20 protein-coding genes and 4 tRNA genes are annotated in these 17956 nt (G+C 48.9%); 12 read left to right on the top strand and 12 right to left on the bottom strand.

The annotated features are described in order from the left end of the window. Positions 1–108: 108 nt before the first annotated feature. The 7 genes from prc to KD147_RS02245 all read right to left on the bottom strand — a co-directional run bounded on the left by prc (position 109) and on the right by KD147_RS02245 (position 4503). Entirely contained in the window at positions 109–2139 is a 2031-nt protein-coding gene (gene prc, locus KD147_RS02275; RefSeq protein WP_212546738.1) for a carboxy terminal-processing peptidase, read from the bottom strand. Positions 2140–2154: 15 nt separating this feature from the next. Further along, on the bottom strand, positions 2155–2799 hold the full coding sequence (gene proQ, locus KD147_RS02270) for an RNA chaperone ProQ (RefSeq protein ID WP_212546737.1): 645 nt from the start codon (positions 2797–2799) through the stop codon (positions 2155–2157). 14 nt (positions 2800–2813) lie between these two features. Then, complete coding sequence (locus KD147_RS02265) at positions 2814–3092, bottom strand: hypothetical protein (RefSeq protein ID WP_212546736.1); 279 nt, start codon at positions 3090–3092, stop codon at positions 2814–2816. Beyond that, positions 3089–3550 carry a free L-methionine (R)-S-oxide reductase MsrC gene (gene msrC / locus KD147_RS02260; RefSeq protein WP_105254073.1) on the bottom strand — a complete coding sequence of 154 codons (462 nt, stop codon included), beginning with the start codon at positions 3548–3550 and terminating at the stop codon, positions 3089–3091. The genes KD147_RS02265 and msrC overlap by 4 nt, the downstream gene beginning before the upstream one ends. A 142-nt stretch (positions 3551–3692) precedes the next feature. Beyond that, the gene (locus tag KD147_RS02255) at positions 3693–4079 is read right to left on the bottom strand and encodes a hypothetical protein (protein ID WP_212546735.1); all 387 of its coding nucleotides are present in this window, start codon (positions 4077–4079) and stop codon (positions 3693–3695) included. Positions 4080–4279: 200 nt separating this feature from the next. Further along, positions 4280–4370 (bottom strand) — tRNA-Ser (locus KD147_RS02250). Positions 4371–4412: 42 nt separating this feature from the next. Beyond that, positions 4413–4503: transfer RNA gene (locus KD147_RS02245), tRNA-Ser, on the bottom strand. A 223-nt stretch (positions 4504–4726) separates the two neighbouring features. Between KD147_RS02245 and KD147_RS02240 the strand changes: the two genes are divergently transcribed. The 5 genes from KD147_RS02240 to KD147_RS02220 are packed head-to-tail and all read left to right on the top strand — an operon-like array spanning position 4727 to position 6753. Next, positions 4727–5392 carry a Bax inhibitor-1/YccA family protein gene (locus tag KD147_RS02240; RefSeq protein ID WP_105198872.1) on the top strand — a complete coding sequence of 222 codons (666 nt, stop codon included), beginning with the start codon at positions 4727–4729 and terminating at the stop codon, positions 5390–5392. 56 nt (positions 5393–5448) lie between these two features. Continuing rightward, complete coding sequence (gene tusD, locus KD147_RS02235; RefSeq protein ID WP_105254071.1) at positions 5449–5802, top strand: sulfurtransferase complex subunit TusD; 354 nt, start codon at positions 5449–5451, stop codon at positions 5800–5802. Next, entirely contained in the window at positions 5799–6155 is a 357-nt protein-coding gene (gene tusC, locus KD147_RS02230; protein WP_105254070.1) for a sulfurtransferase complex subunit TusC, read from the top strand. Before tusD ends, tusC begins: the two co-directional genes overlap by 4 nt. Beyond that, positions 6152–6421, top strand: coding sequence for a DsrH/TusB family sulfur relay protein (locus KD147_RS02225; RefSeq protein WP_105254069.1), 270 nt, complete (start codon positions 6152–6154; stop codon positions 6419–6421). The genes tusC and KD147_RS02225 overlap by 4 nt, the downstream gene beginning before the upstream one ends. 2 nt (positions 6422–6423) lie before the next feature. Further along, positions 6424–6753: a TusE/DsrC/DsvC family sulfur relay protein gene (locus tag KD147_RS02220; protein ID WP_212546734.1), complete on the top strand. Its 330-nt coding sequence runs from the start codon at positions 6424–6426 to the stop codon at positions 6751–6753. Between the two features lie 55 nt (positions 6754–6808). Here the strand turns inward: KD147_RS02220 and KD147_RS02215 are convergent, their stop codons facing one another. Both KD147_RS02215 and KD147_RS02210 read right to left on the bottom strand, forming a co-directional pair. After that, a complete protein-coding gene (locus KD147_RS02215; RefSeq protein ID WP_212546733.1) occupies positions 6809–8044 on the bottom strand; it encodes an amidohydrolase family protein in 1236 nt (411 codons plus the stop codon). Between the two features lie 10 nt (positions 8045–8054). After that, positions 8055–9440 carry an amidohydrolase gene (locus tag KD147_RS02210; RefSeq protein ID WP_212546732.1) on the bottom strand — a complete coding sequence of 462 codons (1386 nt, stop codon included), beginning with the start codon at positions 9438–9440 and terminating at the stop codon, positions 8055–8057. A gap of 399 nt (positions 9441–9839) precedes the next feature. On the opposite strand from KD147_RS02210, the gene KD147_RS02205 reads away from it, so the two are divergent. From KD147_RS02205 to KD147_RS02195, 3 genes are all read left to right on the top strand, one after another. Continuing rightward, positions 9840–10202, top strand: coding sequence for a DUF3718 domain-containing protein (locus tag KD147_RS02205; RefSeq protein ID WP_212546731.1), 363 nt, complete (start codon positions 9840–9842; stop codon positions 10200–10202). 210 nt (positions 10203–10412) lie between these two features. Beyond that, positions 10413–11294, top strand: coding sequence for a fructosamine kinase family protein (locus KD147_RS02200; protein ID WP_212546730.1), 882 nt, complete (start codon positions 10413–10415; stop codon positions 11292–11294). A 78-nt stretch (positions 11295–11372) separates the two neighbouring features. Next, positions 11373–11576, top strand: coding sequence for a CPXCG motif-containing cysteine-rich protein (locus KD147_RS02195; protein WP_105189854.1), 204 nt, complete (start codon positions 11373–11375; stop codon positions 11574–11576). Here KD147_RS02195 and KD147_RS02190 read toward each other — a convergent pair. Next, positions 11573–12196, bottom strand: a complete 624-nt coding sequence (locus KD147_RS02190; protein ID WP_212546729.1) for a riboflavin synthase subunit alpha — start codon at positions 12194–12196, stop codon at positions 11573–11575. The two genes, KD147_RS02195 and KD147_RS02190, sit on opposite strands and share 4 nt — an antisense overlap. A gap of 70 nt (positions 12197–12266) precedes the next feature. On the opposite strand from KD147_RS02190, the gene KD147_RS02185 reads away from it, so the two are divergent. From KD147_RS02185 to KD147_RS02170, 4 genes are all read left to right on the top strand, one after another. Further along, positions 12267–13619 (top strand): MATE family efflux transporter, encoded by a 1353-nt coding sequence (locus KD147_RS02185; RefSeq protein ID WP_212546728.1) that lies wholly within the window; start codon positions 12267–12269, stop codon positions 13617–13619. Next, a complete protein-coding gene (locus KD147_RS02180) occupies positions 13594–14616 on the top strand; it encodes a DUF3080 family protein (protein ID WP_212546727.1) in 1023 nt (340 codons plus the stop codon). Before KD147_RS02185 ends, KD147_RS02180 begins: the two co-directional genes overlap by 26 nt. Positions 14617–14733: 117 nt before the next feature. Next, positions 14734–14810, top strand: a tRNA-Val gene (locus KD147_RS02175). Positions 14811–14838: 28 nt separating this feature from the next. Beyond that, positions 14839–14915 (top strand) — tRNA-Val (locus tag KD147_RS02170). Between the two features lie 442 nt (positions 14916–15357). Here KD147_RS02170 and KD147_RS02165 read toward each other — a convergent pair. Next, positions 15358–17385 (bottom strand): methyl-accepting chemotaxis protein, encoded by a 2028-nt coding sequence (locus KD147_RS02165; RefSeq protein WP_212546726.1) that lies wholly within the window; start codon positions 17383–17385, stop codon positions 15358–15360. Between the two features lie 165 nt (positions 17386–17550). Further along, positions 17551–17913 (bottom strand): VOC family protein, encoded by a 363-nt coding sequence (locus tag KD147_RS02160; RefSeq protein WP_212546725.1) that lies wholly within the window; start codon positions 17911–17913, stop codon positions 17551–17553. Between the last annotated feature and the right edge of the window lie 43 nt (positions 17914–17956).

Genomic DNA, 17956 nt, shown 5'->3' with positions numbered 1-17956 from the left:
GCAAGGGTTATTTTTATTATAAGCGCAAAGATTACCAGAGCGGCGCAGATTTAACAGCGTTTAGGCAATAAAAAAGGCGCTTAACGCGCCTTTTGTCTTTGTAATTGTTTACTTATTATTCTTTACCAAACGCCCTTGCCTGATAAAGTCTTGGGTGATTAATGCCGCTTCTTCGAGATATGGGTCAAAATCGTCCAACACCTCGGGGGCGTCATCAATATCGGCCACCTTGTCCAGACCCAATCGGGCTAAACGTTCGTTAGTGCGCTGCAGCGCCAATTGCTCACGCTCATCACGCTCACTAAGGCGTTCTTTTTCATTAAGCGAAATAAACTTACGGTCTTTCTCTTCTTTATAAGTGGCGATGTCTTGCATTACATAGCCGAATTCAGGCTCTTTGGCTATGCGCTTGTCATGTTCGGAATTAAGGTAACCAATGGTGTCGCCTAAACTATCAACCATGGCGTATTTAGCACGAATAATGCTGTCCCAAGGAAGTGCATTGTCTTCTTGGCTCTCGCCCCACTCCGCCGGATTAATAGGCGATGGTAATTTAATGTCCGGTATCACCCCTTTATGCTGCGTGCTGCCGCCATCGATACGGTAAAACTTCGCAATGGTGTATTGCACGCTGCCAAGCGGGTTATCGTACAAATCATAGTTTCGGCCCAAGCCACGGTGTTGCTGTACCGTTCCCTTACCAAAGGTTTGTTCGCCGATGATCACCGCACGGCCATAATCTTGCATTGCTGCGGCGAAGATTTCTGACGCCGATGCGCTGTAGCGGTCAACAAGTACCGTCATCGGGCCGTCGTAATAAGTTACGCCGTCACTGTCTTTTTGCTGTTCGATACGACCATTCAGAGTGTGAATTTGCACCACTGGGCCCTGGTCGATAAACAAGCCGGATAATTTGGTTGCTTCATACAAAGAGCCACCGCCATTTTGGCGTAAGTCGATGATGATACCGTCGACCTTTTGCTCTTTAAGCTTTACCAGTTCACCTTTTACATCCTCGGAGAGGTTGTTATAAAAGCCTGGAATTTCAATCACGCCAATCTTGCTGCTCATTGGTGAGTAGCTGGCATCAAAAACATGCGATTTCGCCGCTCTGTCTTCAAGGCGGACTTTATCACGGGTGATCTCCACCACTTTGGGAGTGCCGTGATCGTCCTTACCGCGGAGGTACTGTAAGCGTACCAAGGTGCCTTTCGGGCCCTTGATAAGATCGACAACGTCATCAAGACGCCAACCGATCACATCAACAAAATCATCGTCGCCCTGGGCCACACCAATTACGCGGTCTTCCGGTTTAATGGCGCCGGTTTTATCGGCTGGACCACCAGGGACCAAGGAACGGATCACGGTATAATCTTCATCGTAACTGAGCACCGCACCTATGCCTTCGAGCTCAAGGTCCATGTCCATTTTGAATTGCTCGGCACGACGTGGCGAAAGATAGGAGGTGTGAGCCTCAATGGAGCGGGCAAAGGCATTCATAATAATCTGGAACGCATCTTCGCTCTTGGTTTGCACCAAACGCTTTAGGGTGTAGGTATAACGCTTCTCCAACACCTCTTTAATGCCTTCCCAATCCTTACCCGTCATTTTCAGGCGTAGCGCATCATACTTCACCTTTTGGCGCCACAGCTCGTTGAGCTCGGCTTCGGTGCTCGCGTACGGTGCGTCTTCACGATCGAAGTAGTACTTGTCGTCTTTACTAAAATCGAACGGTTTGTCGAGTAAGGACAAAGAATACTGATAACGCTCAAACCGGCGTTTCATGCTGAGGTTAAATAAGTCATAGGCAAAGTCTAACTTGCCTGACTTGAGGGCGTTATCGAACTTTTCGCGGTATTGTTCAAACTGGGCAACATCGCCGGCTAAGAAAATACTGCGATTAAAATCTAGGGATTCGATATAACGGTCGAACATCTGCGCCGAGAGCTCGTCGTTAAATCGAATCGGTTTGTAGTGTGCACGGGTAAAAAGATTGGTTACTCGTTTACTGGCAGTACTGTGTTGCGACTCTTGCTGCAACAGGGGCAAATCTGCCATGGTGACCTTGTCCAACGAGGCCAAGGCCGGCGCCGCGATAAGGGCAGCAACCAGGGGGATGAGTGAAAACGTCTTACTCATGCACAACTCCTTTTATTAAACCAGGTATAGGCTATCGGCTTTTGTCTTAACTTGCATGCCGGTTACCAGCTCAACATGGATGTCTTCTTTATTAACTTCCGTGATGGTACCGTTCACCAATGCCTGACCTAGTTTTACTTTAACTTTGGTATTAGCCTTGACCTGTTCGCTTGGCAAAGGTTCAACTTTATTGCTGCGACGAGGTTCGGCGGCTGGGGCTTTTTTGACTTTAGCGCCTTTTGCGCCAGGTTTACCACTGCCCTGCGGGCGTTTTTTGTAACCCTTTGTGTCACCTTCTTTGGCACCACGTGCTGGCTTTTTACGCTTAGCCATTTTTGCACGACTTTGCTCAAGTGCCGTTTGTGCATGCTCAACATGCTCTTGCTCCACCTTCTCGGCTTGGTTGCCGTCAAGATCGACGCGGAATTCGTTTTTAACCACCGCTTCTAGGTAGCGCCAGTGTGAGGTGTATTTTCTCAGCGCTTGACGAACCTGCGTTTTGCTGACTTTTTCATTGCCTTCAATACGCTCGGCGATGTCTTTAAAGATACCTACTTTAAGAGGCTTGATACCGTCTTTTTGTTTAAAACAGTTTGGAAATTCCTCATAAAGGAATGCCAACACTTCGTTAATGTCTTTTAGCTTGTTTGTGGTTTCCATTTCTGAACCTTCAGTTACATCTGCTCATCTTGAGCCGAGTCGATATAGTGCTCCACCCAGTCAAGTAACTCTTCTAACTCGGCATCAACCAATGCCAAGTCACCGCGAAGATGTTCCCATATTCCGGATATAATGCTGTCAATTTGTTCACAGCTTAGATCATCGGGGAGTCGCTCCCAAGCATGGTGAATTAGCTCATTCAAGCGTTCACACACCAGCTCTTCATCGCCTTCCCAATCACCTACGTCTGCTATTGAAAATAGGTAGTCTTGTACATTCAGTAGATCTTTCATGCGAGATGCTTTTCCAAACACTCAACCAAAAGCTCAAGGCCTGCCTTATCATGCTCGTCAAAGCGTCCAACCGTAGGGCTGTCGATATCCAATACGCCAATGGCCTCACCGTTTTTCTTAACCACAAGGACAATTTCTGAATTGGATGCCGCATCACAAGCGATATGGCCTGGGAATTGATGCACGTCTGTGACTAACTGAGTTTGATCCGCCGCGATGGCAGTGCCGCACACCCCTTTGCCAACTTCAATACGCACACATGCGGGTTTCCCCTGAAATGGCCCCAGCACCAATTGCTCAGGCGACTCCAATAGGTAAAAACCAGCCCAGTTGATATCGTCCATCGACATATACAACAAGGCACTGATGTTAGCTAAATTGGCAATTAAGTTGGGCTCGTCACAAATCAGTGCTTGCGCCTGCTCCGTCACAGAGCGATAAAATTCCGCTTTGCTCATTTAAATACTACTTCACATAGAATACGCAGTGTTTAAGGTACTCTTTGTAGCGGGCAAATGAAACCTTTTATCTTGAAAAAAGTGCTGTGAACACTTGAAAACGCGTTGGTTGCTTAAATTTAAATCACTCGTTACAAAGCGGTTAAGCAATTTTGGCACGACCACGGCGCAAACCGAACAGGAATAAGCCACTGCCCAAGGCTGCCATCAGCGCATTGACGATAAGTAAGAATCCGGCTCCGGCACCAAAAAGGAAACTAAACATCGCCCCTCCCAGTAAGCCGAGCGTCAAAATACCGCTGTAATGCACCTTGTTATATTTGTACATCAATAAGTAACCGGGGACCACCAGCACCGCCATGGCCAAACCTACGATATGCGCGTTCGCCAGTGCAGACAACAACACGGTGAAAAAGATGGCCGAGCCATTTTCCTGGACCGATAACGCATAGTAGATGCCAAGCACCAGCCCCACCAGCACGGGGGCTAGTAATGAATAGAGTACGGCCTTCGCCAAATGTTGTTTCATAGAAGGAGAATTCTTAAATTTTGCATCTATGCAGAGTGGCAAAGAATGCGGCCCTTGCCAATTACGACCTTAGTCGCATCGCTTTAACCGACCTTGGGCATGGTGTAAAACCAGACAGAAATCGTGGCGAAGGATAAGATGCGATGCCGTTGCACCAAGCACAAAAAAGGGCTGCTTAAATAAAGCAGCCCTTTCTTATATGGCGGAGAGATAGGGATTTGAACCCTAGATAGGCTATTAACCTATGCCGGTTTTCAAGACCGGTGCTTTCAACCACTCAGCCATCTCTCCAAACGCGGTACCCGGACGACGTATCATCCAAGTGAAATTTAGTGGCGGAGAGATAGGGATTTGAACCCTAGATAGGCTATTAACCTATGCCGGTTTTCAAGACCGGTGCTTTCAACCGCTCAGCCATCTCTCCGCAGCGGGGCGAATATTAGATAAATGAATTGCGTTTGTGAAGTGTTATTTTCATTTTTTTGTTTAACCGCCTAATTTTTGACTGTTTTGTATAAGTATCACACAAAAGGAGCTATTTCCTCGGTATTGAAAGTGAAAGGTTTGCCCATATTTATAAGACTTGATAATCTTGAACCTGGATGTAAGTTGCATCCGAGGATTGATTAATTTGAAGGAGTTTAACAATGGCGTTTAATAACTCGTACAGCACGGCTAAGCCGATGATGTCGACCATTGAGACGAATAAGGTTTTAAAGAACACTTACTTTTTACTCGCGATGACGTTGGCATTCAGTGCTGTGACTGCGGGTATTTCTATGGCGCTTAACCCTCCGTTCTTCACGGGGATCATTTGCTCGTTAGTAGGTTTGGGTCTGCTTTTTGTTGTAAACAAGAAAGCCGAAACAGCATCAGGCGTCATGTGGGTATTTGCCTTTACTGGCATTATGGGTTTCGGCCTGGGTCCCCTGCTTAACCACTACGCGGCAATGCCAAGTGGCCCGTTCTTGATCATGCAAGCTTTGGGTTCTACGGCGCTAATCTTCTTTGGTCTTTCTGCCTATGCACTTACTACCAAAAAAGACTTTTCTTTTATGGGTGGTTTTCTGACCGTCGGTCTATTGGTGGTGATCGTTGCCAGTATCGTTAATATCTTTATCGGCAGCTCAATTGCCTTTATGGCGATCAACGCGGCGGTGGTATTTATCATGTCGGGTCTGATCCTGTTCGATACCAGCCGTATTATCAATGGTGGCGAAACTAACTATATCCGCGCCACGGTTGCCCTATACCTTAACGTATACAACCTGTTTACGTCACTTCTGCACCTACTTGGCGCAACAGATGACTAATAAATAGAATTTGTTAGAATAAGCCCCATTCATTGGGGCTTTTTTTTGGATTGAATTTGGCCAGTTTCGTACTTTCACTACACAGTGCGCCGAGCGATACCGACACGCTCAATGCCCTGCAACGCTTTGCCACTTCAGCGCTGGCGCAGGGGCACACAATTCACTGTATTTTCCTGTATCAGGATGGGGTCTATCACGCCTCCCCTTGCTTTGATTTAGCCAGCGATGAATTTGACCCGGCCAAGATATGGCAAGACCTGCACAAGCAAGGCATTGAATTACATCTGTGCGTTACCGCAGCCACTAAGCGCGGCATCGACTTGGACCAATGCAAACACTTTAGTGTCTCCGGTTTAGCAGAATTTGCCATGGAGGCGGCACAGGCAGACAGATGGGTGCAATTTAAATGAAGCATATAGTGATTATTAGCCAACAGGCCCCCTATCAGCAGCAAAGCCTTAAGGAAGCGCTTGATTTGCTGCTTATCTTTGCCGCCATCGACCAGGAAGTGTCTTGGCTGATTGAAGGCGATGCGGTGTTCGCGCTATTGGCCGAGCAGCAGCCCAAACTACTTGGTCAGAAGGACTTCACCAAGGCCCTGAAGATGCTTGAGCTTTACGATATCGACAGCATTTATGTGTGCAGCGAGTCTTTGAGCGACCGAGGTATGGATGAGAGTGAACTCATCCTGGATGTAAAAAACGCTCTAGCGCAGGATAAACAAGCCCTGTTAGCAAAGGCAACTCAGGTGGCAGTACTATGAGTCACAACAATTTATTTATCCTCAGCCGCCCCCTTGCCTCATTGCCTTTATTAGCAAGCAAGCTCAGCAAAAACGATGCGCTCTTGCTGCGTGGCGATGCCTGCTACAACCCAGCGGCCTTTAGTATGTTTGAGGTGCCCGTTTATGCCCTGAAAACGGATGTGGATGCCCGTGGCGCGCAGTCACGTTGTAGCAAGGTGCAGCTGATCGATGACCTGGAATGGGTCGCATTAACCCTTCAATTTCAAAGATGTATTAGTGAGTAACCATGATTGAATTTAACGGCCAACAACTTGAGACCGACAAAGAGGGTTATCTGCTTGATAGCAGCCTGTGGAACCGTGAGCTAGCCCCTATTATTGCCGCAACGGAAAACATCGAGCTCAGCGACGCCCATTGGGAAGTTATCTTTTTTGTCCGTGAGTTTTACGAAGAATTCGACACCAGCCCGGCGATCCGCATGCTGGTAAAGGCCATGGCTAAAAAGCTTGGTGAAGACAAGGGTAACAGTAAATACCTGTATAAGTTGTTTCCTAAGGGCCCAGCGAAACAAGCCACGAAGATTGCCGGCCTGCCCAAACCCGCCCGCTGCATTTAATGCCACGTTAAAGTAAAAAAGGAGCCATTGGCTCCTTTTTTCTATGCATCAGCAATTACTTGGTGTAACCACGCGGCATGTCCGAAGGCGTAGTATAACGCTCTCGTAGCTTGTCTTGACGGGCCTCGGTCGATACCTTTTCACCATCAATCCAAATGCTTTCAATCTTGGCGTTCAGCTCAAACGGGTCGGCACTCCAAAGTACCAGGTCCGCCGCTTTGCCCGCGCTGATAGCGCCGGCATCAATGTTGAACACCTCGGCAACATTGCTGCTGATAGCTTCCATGGCACCTTGCTGGCTCATGCCATAAGACACCGCGTTACCGGCGTCAAAACGCAGCTGATACAGGTTATGAGCGCTGTCACCGGCGATGGTCAAGATCACCTTAACTCCGGCTTTTTCAAGCTTTCCGGCATTGGCCAGATCGGCATGCATGGAATCAAAGTTGCCTGGCAGGTTATCCATGGCACTGATGATCACCGGCGTATTGCTGGCAGCCAGCTGATCGGCAATCAATACTGCATCATGAGCCCCAGCAAACACCATGTTGATATCGTACTTGGCTTTAAGCTTCAACAATTCAAGCATTTCAGCGGCACGTGATACGCCAACAAGTAAAGGTATCTCTTTCGCAAATACGGCGTCTAACACCTGAATTTCGCGATTATGCGCATCGCTGTCTTTCTTTTCACGTTGCTTATGGCCCTCTAGCTTATCAATAAGGGTCTGCATAGATAAGGCGCGTGAACCCTTGCTCTTTTGACCAAGCTCAATGGCCAAGGCCACTTGCTTTTGACTTACACTGTCGAACTCACCGCTGAGCGACACTACAGAAGCCAAGCCGTTGAAAATGTCTTCGCTGCCACCTGGCACAATCACGTCACGGGTGATACCGCCTTTACGGGCATATGGGATCAGCGACGAACGCGGATTAAAGGCAAGGCTTGGGTCAAACGTAATCGACGCTTTTTTATCGCTGCCATCACGTGAACCAGCCACCGCACCCACTTCCACCAAACCCAGGTGGTTCAGCGAGCCGATAAAGCCAGGTGTTAAAATTTTACCTTGCGCATCAATCACTTCGTCGGCATCAATCACTTCGTCGGCATCAATTTGCGCCGGATTAACGGCAACAATTTTGCCGTCTTTGACTAGCACAGACGCGTCTTTTAACACGCCCTGCTCGGTGGCGGTGTGAATGGTGGCATTGGTAATAGCCAATGTTTGCGCGCCAACGGATACACTCATCGCTAAGGCTGCGGCAACCGATGTCATTGTAAACAGTTTCATCTTGTTCTCCTTAGCGTTGGCCTAACATAAAGTCACTTTGGGCTTGGTATTTCTCGTCATCACGGTCATACACCTTGGCACCATCGATAAATACCTGCTCGGCTTTAGCGTAAACACTAAACGGATTGTTGTCCCACAACACCAGGTCCGCTTGTTTACCCGTGGCAAGAGAGCCGGTCTTGTCGTCGATCCCTAGGGCCTTAGCCGCATTTGAGGTCAACCACTTAATGGCATGGGCTTCATCAATATCAAAACCATTTTCGTTGGCGCGATACATCACCTTGCCCGCTTCCTGATTCAGACGCTGAATGGTGGTGTCTGAGTCAGAGTGGACGATGGCGCAAGAGTTTTCAACCGCATCAACGATGGCAACGTTTTCCTGAACCATGTCGTAGGCTTCCATCTTAAAGCCCCACCAGTCTGGCCACAGAGCCGCGCAGTTACGGTTTTCTGCCAGTAAATCAGCAATCTTGTACGCTTCGATACCATGGTGGAAGGTGCCCGCGTGATAACCAAATTCTTTAGACAGGTCGATCATCATCGCCATTTCCTCTGCCTTATAGCAGTGGTTGTGGATCAGAATGTCACCATCGAGAACGCCACGCAGGGTATCCATGGTCAGGTCGCGCTCGGGCGCTTCAACATTCTTACCGGCCGCATAGTCGGCATCGTACTTTTCCCAGGCACGCTTATATTCTGTCGCATCAATCCAGGCATTGCGATAACCGGCCATGTTACCCATACGGGTAGATGGCAATACGCCCTTGCTGCCGTAAACACGTTTAGGGTTTTCACCACAGGCCATTTTCAAACCATAAGGTGCTTGTGGGAACTTCATCGCCTGCATGGTGTGCGCGGGTACGTTTTTCAGAGTCACGCCGCGGCCGCCGATCAGGTTGGCTGAGCCTGGCAGGATTTGTAAGGTTGTAATACCGCCTTCACGAGCACGGTTAAAACCGGGATCTTGTGGCCATACCGAGTGTTCAACCCATACTTCTGCGGTAACCGGGCTGGTCATTTCGTTGCCATCCTGGTGTGAGGCCACCGCTGGGTTAGGGTAAGCCCCTAAATGTGAGTGCACGTCGATCAGGCCCGGCGTTAGCCACTTGCCTTGGGCATCAAGTGTTACATCGGCCTCTACCTGCAGATCGGTACCAATTTGTTGGATCTTACCGTCGACCACAAATACGTCGCCGTCATCGATACGCTGGCCGTCACCGGTCAGTACGGTGGCGTTAGTGATCAGCATCGATTGACGAGGAAGCGGTTGATAGGTGCTGGGGTAAGGATTTTTATTAATGGTTACCTTTTCGCCTTGAGGACCTTCATTTTGTTGGCACCCGGCGAGCGTGATAGCTAAGGCTAACACGCTGAGGCTTGGTGTTTTAGTTAGCATTGTTTTTGTTACTCCTATTTTTCGCCTAACTGTATCGAATAGCGCTACGAATTGCGAAGAAAAAAGGTTAATAGACGGTAAATCGAGATAAACGTCACTGCGCCTTGCTCCTTATCCAGTCTCCCCTGTGGCTTGGTACCATTTTGAGGGCAAATGTTACAAGGCAAAGCAAAAGCGCCTGAAGAAATGGGTACAAGTACGGGCTGTACAAAAAAAAAGCTTTTTTTTTGCCTCCAATGTAAACAAATGAGATTGGAAAAATGATAAAAATTAGGCGGTTAAGCATGGGTGTTCACAATTGAAATAGCTTCTTACATTCTGACTTATCCTATTCATTCCATGACAACAAACACGGTTCATACTTAATCAGCACCCAACGCACAAATAAGGAGAAACTCCATGAAACGCACAACTCTGTTAGGCTCTGCTGGCGCCCTTATACTTGGAGCGCTTTCATCACACGCTATGGCCAATGAACAATTTGTTGCTGCTGACAACACCGTCGGTACGCAATTGTGTATGGCAATTACAAAGGATAATCCTTTTAAACTGGATCGGGAAATGGATAAACATCACATTCGTCATCATATTATGACTAAAAAATTGTTATGCAATGACCTAAGCGTCCGTGAGTTTGCAAGCCTTTATGGTTTTGAACGCAGCCTTAAAAAGCTACGCCTAACTCCACTTACTGAGACATCAATTCACGATTTGGCCCAAGTACATGGCGACACCATCTTGGTGGTATCTGGCTCTAAATAACTAGCCACAGCATTCCCTGAAGCCCGCACCTGCGGGCTTCTTCTATATCCAGGGGTGCTAGCGTAATCTTTGAGCCCCGTTAGCGCTTGTTAAGCATCTAGAATCACTTCGTCTCACACCACATTGGCCTGACTAAGCCATGATTATTTTTGCAGTGAATCAGAACTTTGCCATACTTGAGGTACCCCTGAAATTAAGCGGTTTGCGGTTATGTGGAATACCTTGACTCAGTTACTCAGCGAGACACTAAACAGCCCTTTTACCTTGGCGCACAAACAGCAATTAACGAATTCTTCCGCCGATCACCTGTTTAAAATCTCCGATGGCCAGCACCAGTTTTTTGTTAAGGTGGCGCCTATAGCGTCCCTTGAGCGGCTCGAATGCGAAGCCGCCGACCTTGAGTTGCTGACCAAAGAATCCTTGTTTATGGTGCCCGATTGCCTGCTCACCGGCACCACCTTGGAGTATTGCTTTAATGTGCTCGAGTGGCTCGATTTAGAACCCACTACCGACCATGCCAAGCAGATGGGGTGGGTCCATATGGGCGAGTATCTGGCGCAGCTGCACGCCAAACACGAACAGGGCATGTTTGGTAATGAAAGGGATAACTTTATCGGTATCACCGCACAGCCTAACTGCTGGCATAAAAAATGGGACGTATTTTTCAGTGAAGACCGCATTGGCTGGCAGTTGCAATTATTGGCCGAAAAGGGCTTCTACTTTTGCGACATCGATGAGTTTGTCAGCCAGGTTAAAGACACCCTGCACCACCATCACATAAAACCTTCGTTATTACACGGCGATTTTTGGCGTGGCAATGTCGGCTTTCATGGCGGCGTTCCCTGCGTTTACGATCCGGCCTGCTATTACGGTGACCGAGAAGTGGATATCGCCATGAGCCGTTTTTTCGGCGCCTTTCCAGACACCTTTTACGATGCCTATCAAAGCGTCTACCCATTAGCCGAAGGCTATGAACAAAGGGAGCGCATCTATAATCTCTATCATCTGCTTAATCATGCCAACATCTTTGCTGGTCACTACCTAACCCAGGCCAAAGAGACCATAGACAGCGTGATGAAAGAGTACGATTAAGGTGGAAATTTTCCCAAAGCGCAGGCAAAACATAACTATACTTTAAGTGATGTCATTAGACTGTCACACGAGGTAGTTATGAAAGACTACAGCTTACAAAGGGTGAGATGCCCACATTGCGGTCACCACATTTTTGTCGACGTCGACACCAGCTCGGGCGATCAGGATTACTATGAAGATTGCGCCGCCTGCTGCAACCCGATTCATGTCAATATGCACATAGACCATGCACTGAACACGGTGCAATTACGGATAGATGCCGACGACGAACAAATTTTTTAATGCTGCTGACGTAAATAGCGCTGCACCGTTTGCACTATGGTGTAGGTTTGCTGATCGACCTCAATATTAATCGCGGCACCGGGCGCCATCTGACCTAGATTGGTGATAGCCAAGGTTTCCGGAATAAGATGCAACCAAAACCCCCGCTCGGATAACTCCCCTACCGTAAGGCTCGCGCCATTCACGCTAATAAATCCCTTATAGAGAACATATTCATGCCACTTGGCATCCAACGCAATATGCATACGGCAGTTGTCCTCGGTGTCGATACGCTCTAACAGGCTGCCAACACAATGAATATGCCCGGACAGAATATGTCCGCCCAATTCACTGCCAAAGGTCATGGAGCGCTCAAAATTGACCTTATCACCGCATTCCAGTTGACCCAAATTGGTCAGCGCCAAGGTTTCATCAATCACATCAAACTGCACGCTCCCTAAAGGGCCGGTATCGGCGTTATATTCAACCACGGTTAAACAACAGCCGTTAACGGCAATGCTGGCGCCCAACTCCAGGTTTTGCAGGTATTTGGGCGACACGCCCAAGACTAAGCGCTGTACGCCGCTTGTAAGTGTTTTACTTTGCACCTGAGCTTGGCATTGCACTATACCGGTAAACATCGTATTTCCTTTTTAAGTTGAAACCAACAAGATAGAATAGCGCTTTATCTTATCTGATGTTTTTTCACTTATGAAGTTTTGTACTTGGGAAGCAAGCCGCCTGTTGCGCCTTGCTGCACCGGTGTTTTTTGCCCAGGTGACGCTGGTATTAATGTCTGTCGTTGACACCATTATGGCCGGTCAGGTCAGCGCCACCGACTTAGCGGCTTTGTCTATCGCTACCGGTTTATGGAACCCTGTGGTATTCGCTCTCCTTGGAATTTTGATTGCGCTGACCTCGCTGGTAGCGCACAGCTTTGGTGCCGACGATGAAAAGGCCATCGCCGGGCATTTCCAACAAGCCTGCTATCTTGCCGTGCTCTTGTGTTTACTCGGCTTTGTCCTTGGCCATTTCGCGGATGAGGTGATTGCCTTACTCGACACCGGGGAAAAGGTTAAATCACTGGCCGGGGATTACATTACCTACGTACAATTTGGCTTGCCGGGCTTTATCATTTACTCCTTGTTTCGCAATGTTGCCGAGGGCAAGGCGTACACCACCCCTGCCTTTTATATTTCTATTATCGGTCTGCTGGTCAATATCCCCGCAAACTACATCTTTATCCATGGCAAGTTGGGTGCTCCAGCCCTCGGTGGGGCCGGCTGCGGTGTGGCTACGGCGATTGTCATGAGTGCAATGGGCATTTCCTTGTTGGTCTACAGCATGATGAGCAAGCGCATTAACGGACGCTACCTTATCACCGCTTTTGCCGGCCCCAGCACAAAGGCGATGTGGCAACAATTTAAGCTAGGCGTGCCCATTTCCCTGGCGATTTTCTTTGAGGTCACCCTGTTCGCCTGTATCCCTTTGTTTATCGCCTCTCTCGGAGCCGTGGTTGTCGCCGGACACCAGGTTGCCGCGTCGGTGACCACCTTGTTGTTTATGCTGCCCTATAGCCTGTCCATGGCGGTGGCAATTCGTTTTGGCAACCTTTATGGGCAAAAGGACTATCAAGCCTTACGCCGTTGTATGAGCACCAGCTTTATACTCGCCATTGCTATCGCCGCATTTGTTGCGCTAATAACCTACCTGCTGCGTGAAGATATTAGTGCCTTATACAGCGACAACCCCGAGGTGTTGGCTCTGGCCACGGCCATTATGGTTCTGGCGTGTTTCTATCAATTGCCGGATGCGCTGCAGGTGGTGACCAGCGGCATGCTGCGCGGCATTAAACACACAGCGCCCATCTCTTATATCACCTTTATTTCCTATTGGTTGGTGGGCTTTGCCTTGGGCTATGTTTTGGGTCGCACAGACCTGATTGTGCCCGCCATGGGCGCACAAGGGTTTTGGCTCGGCATCATAGTTGGGCTATCCTGTGCTGCAGTACTGTTAATTTACGTGCTGCGGAGGCGCCTTGCACAAGCTCCTTTTAATTTTTAGCACACTAATAATACTTGGGGGGTGTAGCGATCCCTCGAGCGCCCGCTATAACGAATACCAATATCGCCTTGGTAAATATTTAACCATAGATCAGCAAGCCCAGGTTCGGTTAACACCCTGGCAGCGCCTTCACAGCGAACCACTGCCCCCAAGCCAAAACATTAGTTTGCTGGCGCTGGCAGACATAAATCATTGCCGCTTGGCGACCCATATTGCCGCCCGCAATAATCAACTTGGCAAGGTGGCCAGTGCCTCCGAACGCTTTAAGTACCATATTCGCTTTATACAACTGGTCGACCCCTGCTTGGCTCACGACCAGAGCAACGCCCTGTCAGAGGAACTACGCAGTGCTCTGGAAGCGGAAAAACGCTTTAAAATCACTCACGCCAAACAGGCGTTTAACCTGATGCTAAGCCAAGAACCCGAGCTTACCCGCCTCTTTACGCTTGCCGCCCGCGAATTGGATTATGATGAACAAGCGGGTCGAGCGGCGAGCGCCGAAGCCTTAACCACATTGGCTGATGTCGCCAATGCCGTGGCCAAAGAAGATTGGCAGGCGATAGATGCCAAGGCGATTACCCCGGCGCTAGCCAAACTCAACGGCAATGACTATGTGCGTAAACTTCTGACCGGTGCGCGCCAGCAAATTGCGCTAAACAATCATTTGACCTCGCAGTTGGCGGGAGTGAGTTTAACCACCGAGGTGTGCCGACCGGGGCGCCACAGTGATGCGGCCGGTATCTTACATAATATCTTTAATCTCTTCTTTCTTAAGGAATTGCAGGGGTACCAGGGGCAACTTTCCGGTTCCTTGGAGGAATTTACGCCGCTGTTGGCACAAGTCTGGCAATTTACCGGCAGTGACAGCGATATAAGGCGATCTCTTATCGGCACCCAGGAGCAAGCAAGTTTATTGGCACGCCTTAAAGCATCGAGCAGAAACCATGTCCGCTGGTGGCAAGGTTTTTACAAGCAGTGCGATATTAGTCCGGTATGAATAAAAAAAAAGCAAACAATCAGGAAATTAGCCAATTGCACTTGCTAAGGTCCTAGACACACTATATATTACACGGCGTTGCCAAGGGTTAACGTTTTGGCACGAAAACTAGATTGTACGACCGTAGCTCAGTTGGTTAGAGCACCACCTTGACATGGTGGGGGTCGGTGGTTCGAATCCACTCGGTCGTACCAATTCTTAAAAATACATCTCGTATTCTGTACGACCGTAGCTCAGTTGGTTAGAGCACCACCTTGACATGGTGGGGGTCGGTGGTTCGAATCCACTCGGTCGTACCAATTCATTTCAATACTTTTCGAGTTTTTATAATCACTCACTCTGCACTTTAGAGCACTACCTACTCTCTATGACCCGTACCAAGGGTCGGTGGTTCGAATCCACTCGGTCGTACCAAACCTTCACAACACATTTTTATTCACTAAGACTGTAGCTCAGTTGCTTAGCGCACTACCCGCTATCTATGACCCGTACCAAGGCTCGGTGGTTCGAATCCACTCGGTCGTACCAATTCATTTCAATACCTTTCGAGTTTTTATAATCACTCCCTCTGCACTTTAGAGCACTACCTACTCTCTATGACCCGTATCCCGTGCCCGTGGTTCGAATCCACTCGGTCGTACCAAATTTCTCCGTGTATTTCTCGGCATAAAACTGGACATAAAAAAGCCCCCGAAAACGAGGGCTGGTTTGTTCTTTGATTAATAGCTTAGGCGCTGAAAATTAAAGTTTAAATTGGCTTACCGTGCCATTGAGTGAACTCGCTAACGCATTTAACTCACTGGCTTCATGGGCGAGCACATCCGCATGACTGGCGGTGCTGTTTACCAGCTCGTTGATGGCATTAAGGCTGGTATTGATGTCTTCGGCGACTATGCTTTGCTGCTCGGTGCTGGTGGCGATTTGATGGCTCTGATCGAGCACATGCGTTACCGCCTCACTGATCTGCTGCAAAGAATCGAGAACTGCTTCGGTTTGAGTCACCGAACTTTGCGCCCGCTCCTGCCCTTGTTGCATCATCTCAGAGGCCTGCTCGGCAATGCGTTGCAACTTGTCTATCATGGTACGGATATCATCGGTGGACTCCTGGGTGCGGCTGGCTAAGGAACGCACCTCATCGGCAACCACGGCAAAACCGCGACCTTGCTCGCCGGCACGGGCCGCTTCAATGGCGGCATTCAGTGCCAACAGATTGGTTTGCTCGGCGATGCCATTGATCACATCGACAACGGCGCCAATATTGTTACTTTCACGTGCCAAACCGGTAACCACCTCAGCGGCGGCGCCAATGTGCAAGGCCAGCTCACTCATTACCCGCTGAGAGTCGCCCGATTGTTGTCTTCCTTGCTCGCTGATCGCCTGCACAGACTCGGCGGCGGCATTGGTATGTTGGGCGTTACGGGATATTTCGGTTACCGTTGTGGCCATTTCCGTGACCGCGGTGCTAACGCTGTCGACCTGGACCTTTTCTTTTTGGATCTCGGTATTGGTTTCACTGGAGACGCTTTGTAAGTGATTCGCGGCATGACTGAGTTGCTGCGCCTGCTGCGCGGTCTCCACCATTAGCGCCCGTAGCTTATCGATAAAGGTATTTACATGGCGTGCAAGCTGCCCTACTTCGTCGTTACTGTTTACCTCGATACGACGAGTCAAGTCGCCCTCCCCGGTGGCAATATCCCGCATCACGGAACTAAGCGAGCTGATGGGCTGGATAACCAGGTGCGTTACCCAGAAGATCATCGCCACGATGACCGCGAGGATCACCACCACGGCCACCGACGCCGACATCACGGCAGCATTAACCGGCTCTTCAATCAGGCTCACTGGAACCAGCACACCTACGTGCCAGTCGATCATCGGCTTATCCAACTGCAGGGCGTTAAAAAGCGCATAATATCGCACGCCCTTGAGTGTTACCTCGACTATGCCGCTTGGCTGATCCTTCATCGCCTTATTTAGGGCGCTAAAACCTTGGGTGTCGGTAAACTGCTGTTCAAGAGCGCTTAAATTATCCTTGCCGCCGTTCTCATCTGTGATGGAGAGTTGGTGCTCGGTGCGCTCCGATAAATGCACTACATTTAGATCACTGTCGAGCAAGAAGCCATAACCCTGACCCTGGAAAGAGATATTTTCTACCATTTCTTTAATGGCGTTAATTTGCAGGTCTACACCGCCTACACCCACTAATTTAGCCGCATCGTTATACACGGGTTGCTGCACAACAGCCGATACATCACCTGTGCTGATATCCACCGAGATGGCGCCGACATACAAGCTGCCCTTGTCCATGGCATCCTGCCACCAGGGGCGCTCATAGGCGTAATAAGGTCGACCGTCGGCATAGCTGGAGGTTCGCTCGTTTTCCTTAAAATATTCGCCGGTATTAGCAGAGGCAAAAAATGCCGACAAAATATTGCTGTCACGACCACTGATACGCTGGAAATCTTGATTGATCAGGTTATAGCCAGGCATCCTATCTAGGTTAACGCCGCGCTGTTGGTAACCTTCAAAAAAGGCGACCAAGGAAGGGTTGCTTATATAGGTTTCAACCACCTTGCCGTACTGTGCAAAGAAAGAGCGCATGGACATTTGCTCGGCTTGCAGATAATTCTGCGCTTCGCGCTCCACACTGTTGCGCGAAAGGTCGGCAATATGATTGATAAAAAACGCGGCCACCAGGACCATAAGCACGCTTAAGGTGCCGCCAATCAATAGAAGTATCTTTTTTCGAAGGGACAGATTGTTAAGCATAATACAAAGGTTATTATTGTTTTCTTGTCATCAAAACACATCCGTCGCCACGACGCTAGCCCTATATGACGACTTAATGAATATTTGGTTATTTTTTAACCTCACACCTATTCAAGTACCTCAGTCTCATCTTTTTTTACTCGCCCCTTACCAAGGCGCCGTTACTTATTCAGGCTCAGACCAGACCGCAAATTCATTGCCACTGGGCTCGATAAAATGAAAACGCCGGCCACCGGGAAACGAAAATATCGGCTTACAGATAATCCCGCCAGCGGCTTCTATTTTTTGCTGCGTTTGCTCCAGGGCGCTGGAATAAAACACCATCAGTGCCGAGCCTTTTTGCGTGCTGGCACATTGCTCACTGGCATAGAAGCCCCCGTCTAGCCCGGCGCCACTAAAGGCGGCATATTCTGGCCCATAGTCGGTAAATTGCCAGTTGAAGACCTGGGTAAAGAAATTTTTGGTGGCGCTTAAATCCCGGGCCGGGTACTCGATGTAATTAAACTTTTCGTGACTTGTTGAGGGCATGCTTGTTTCTTAAAGTTGTTACGCTCCTTTTACGCTAGCACAA

The sequence above is a fragment of the Pseudoalteromonas sp. BDTF-M6 genome (genome assembly GCF_018334135.1).
GTDB lineage: Bacteria > Pseudomonadota > Gammaproteobacteria > Enterobacterales > Alteromonadaceae > Pseudoalteromonas.
This window is presented reverse-complemented; position numbering and strand designations above follow the sequence as displayed.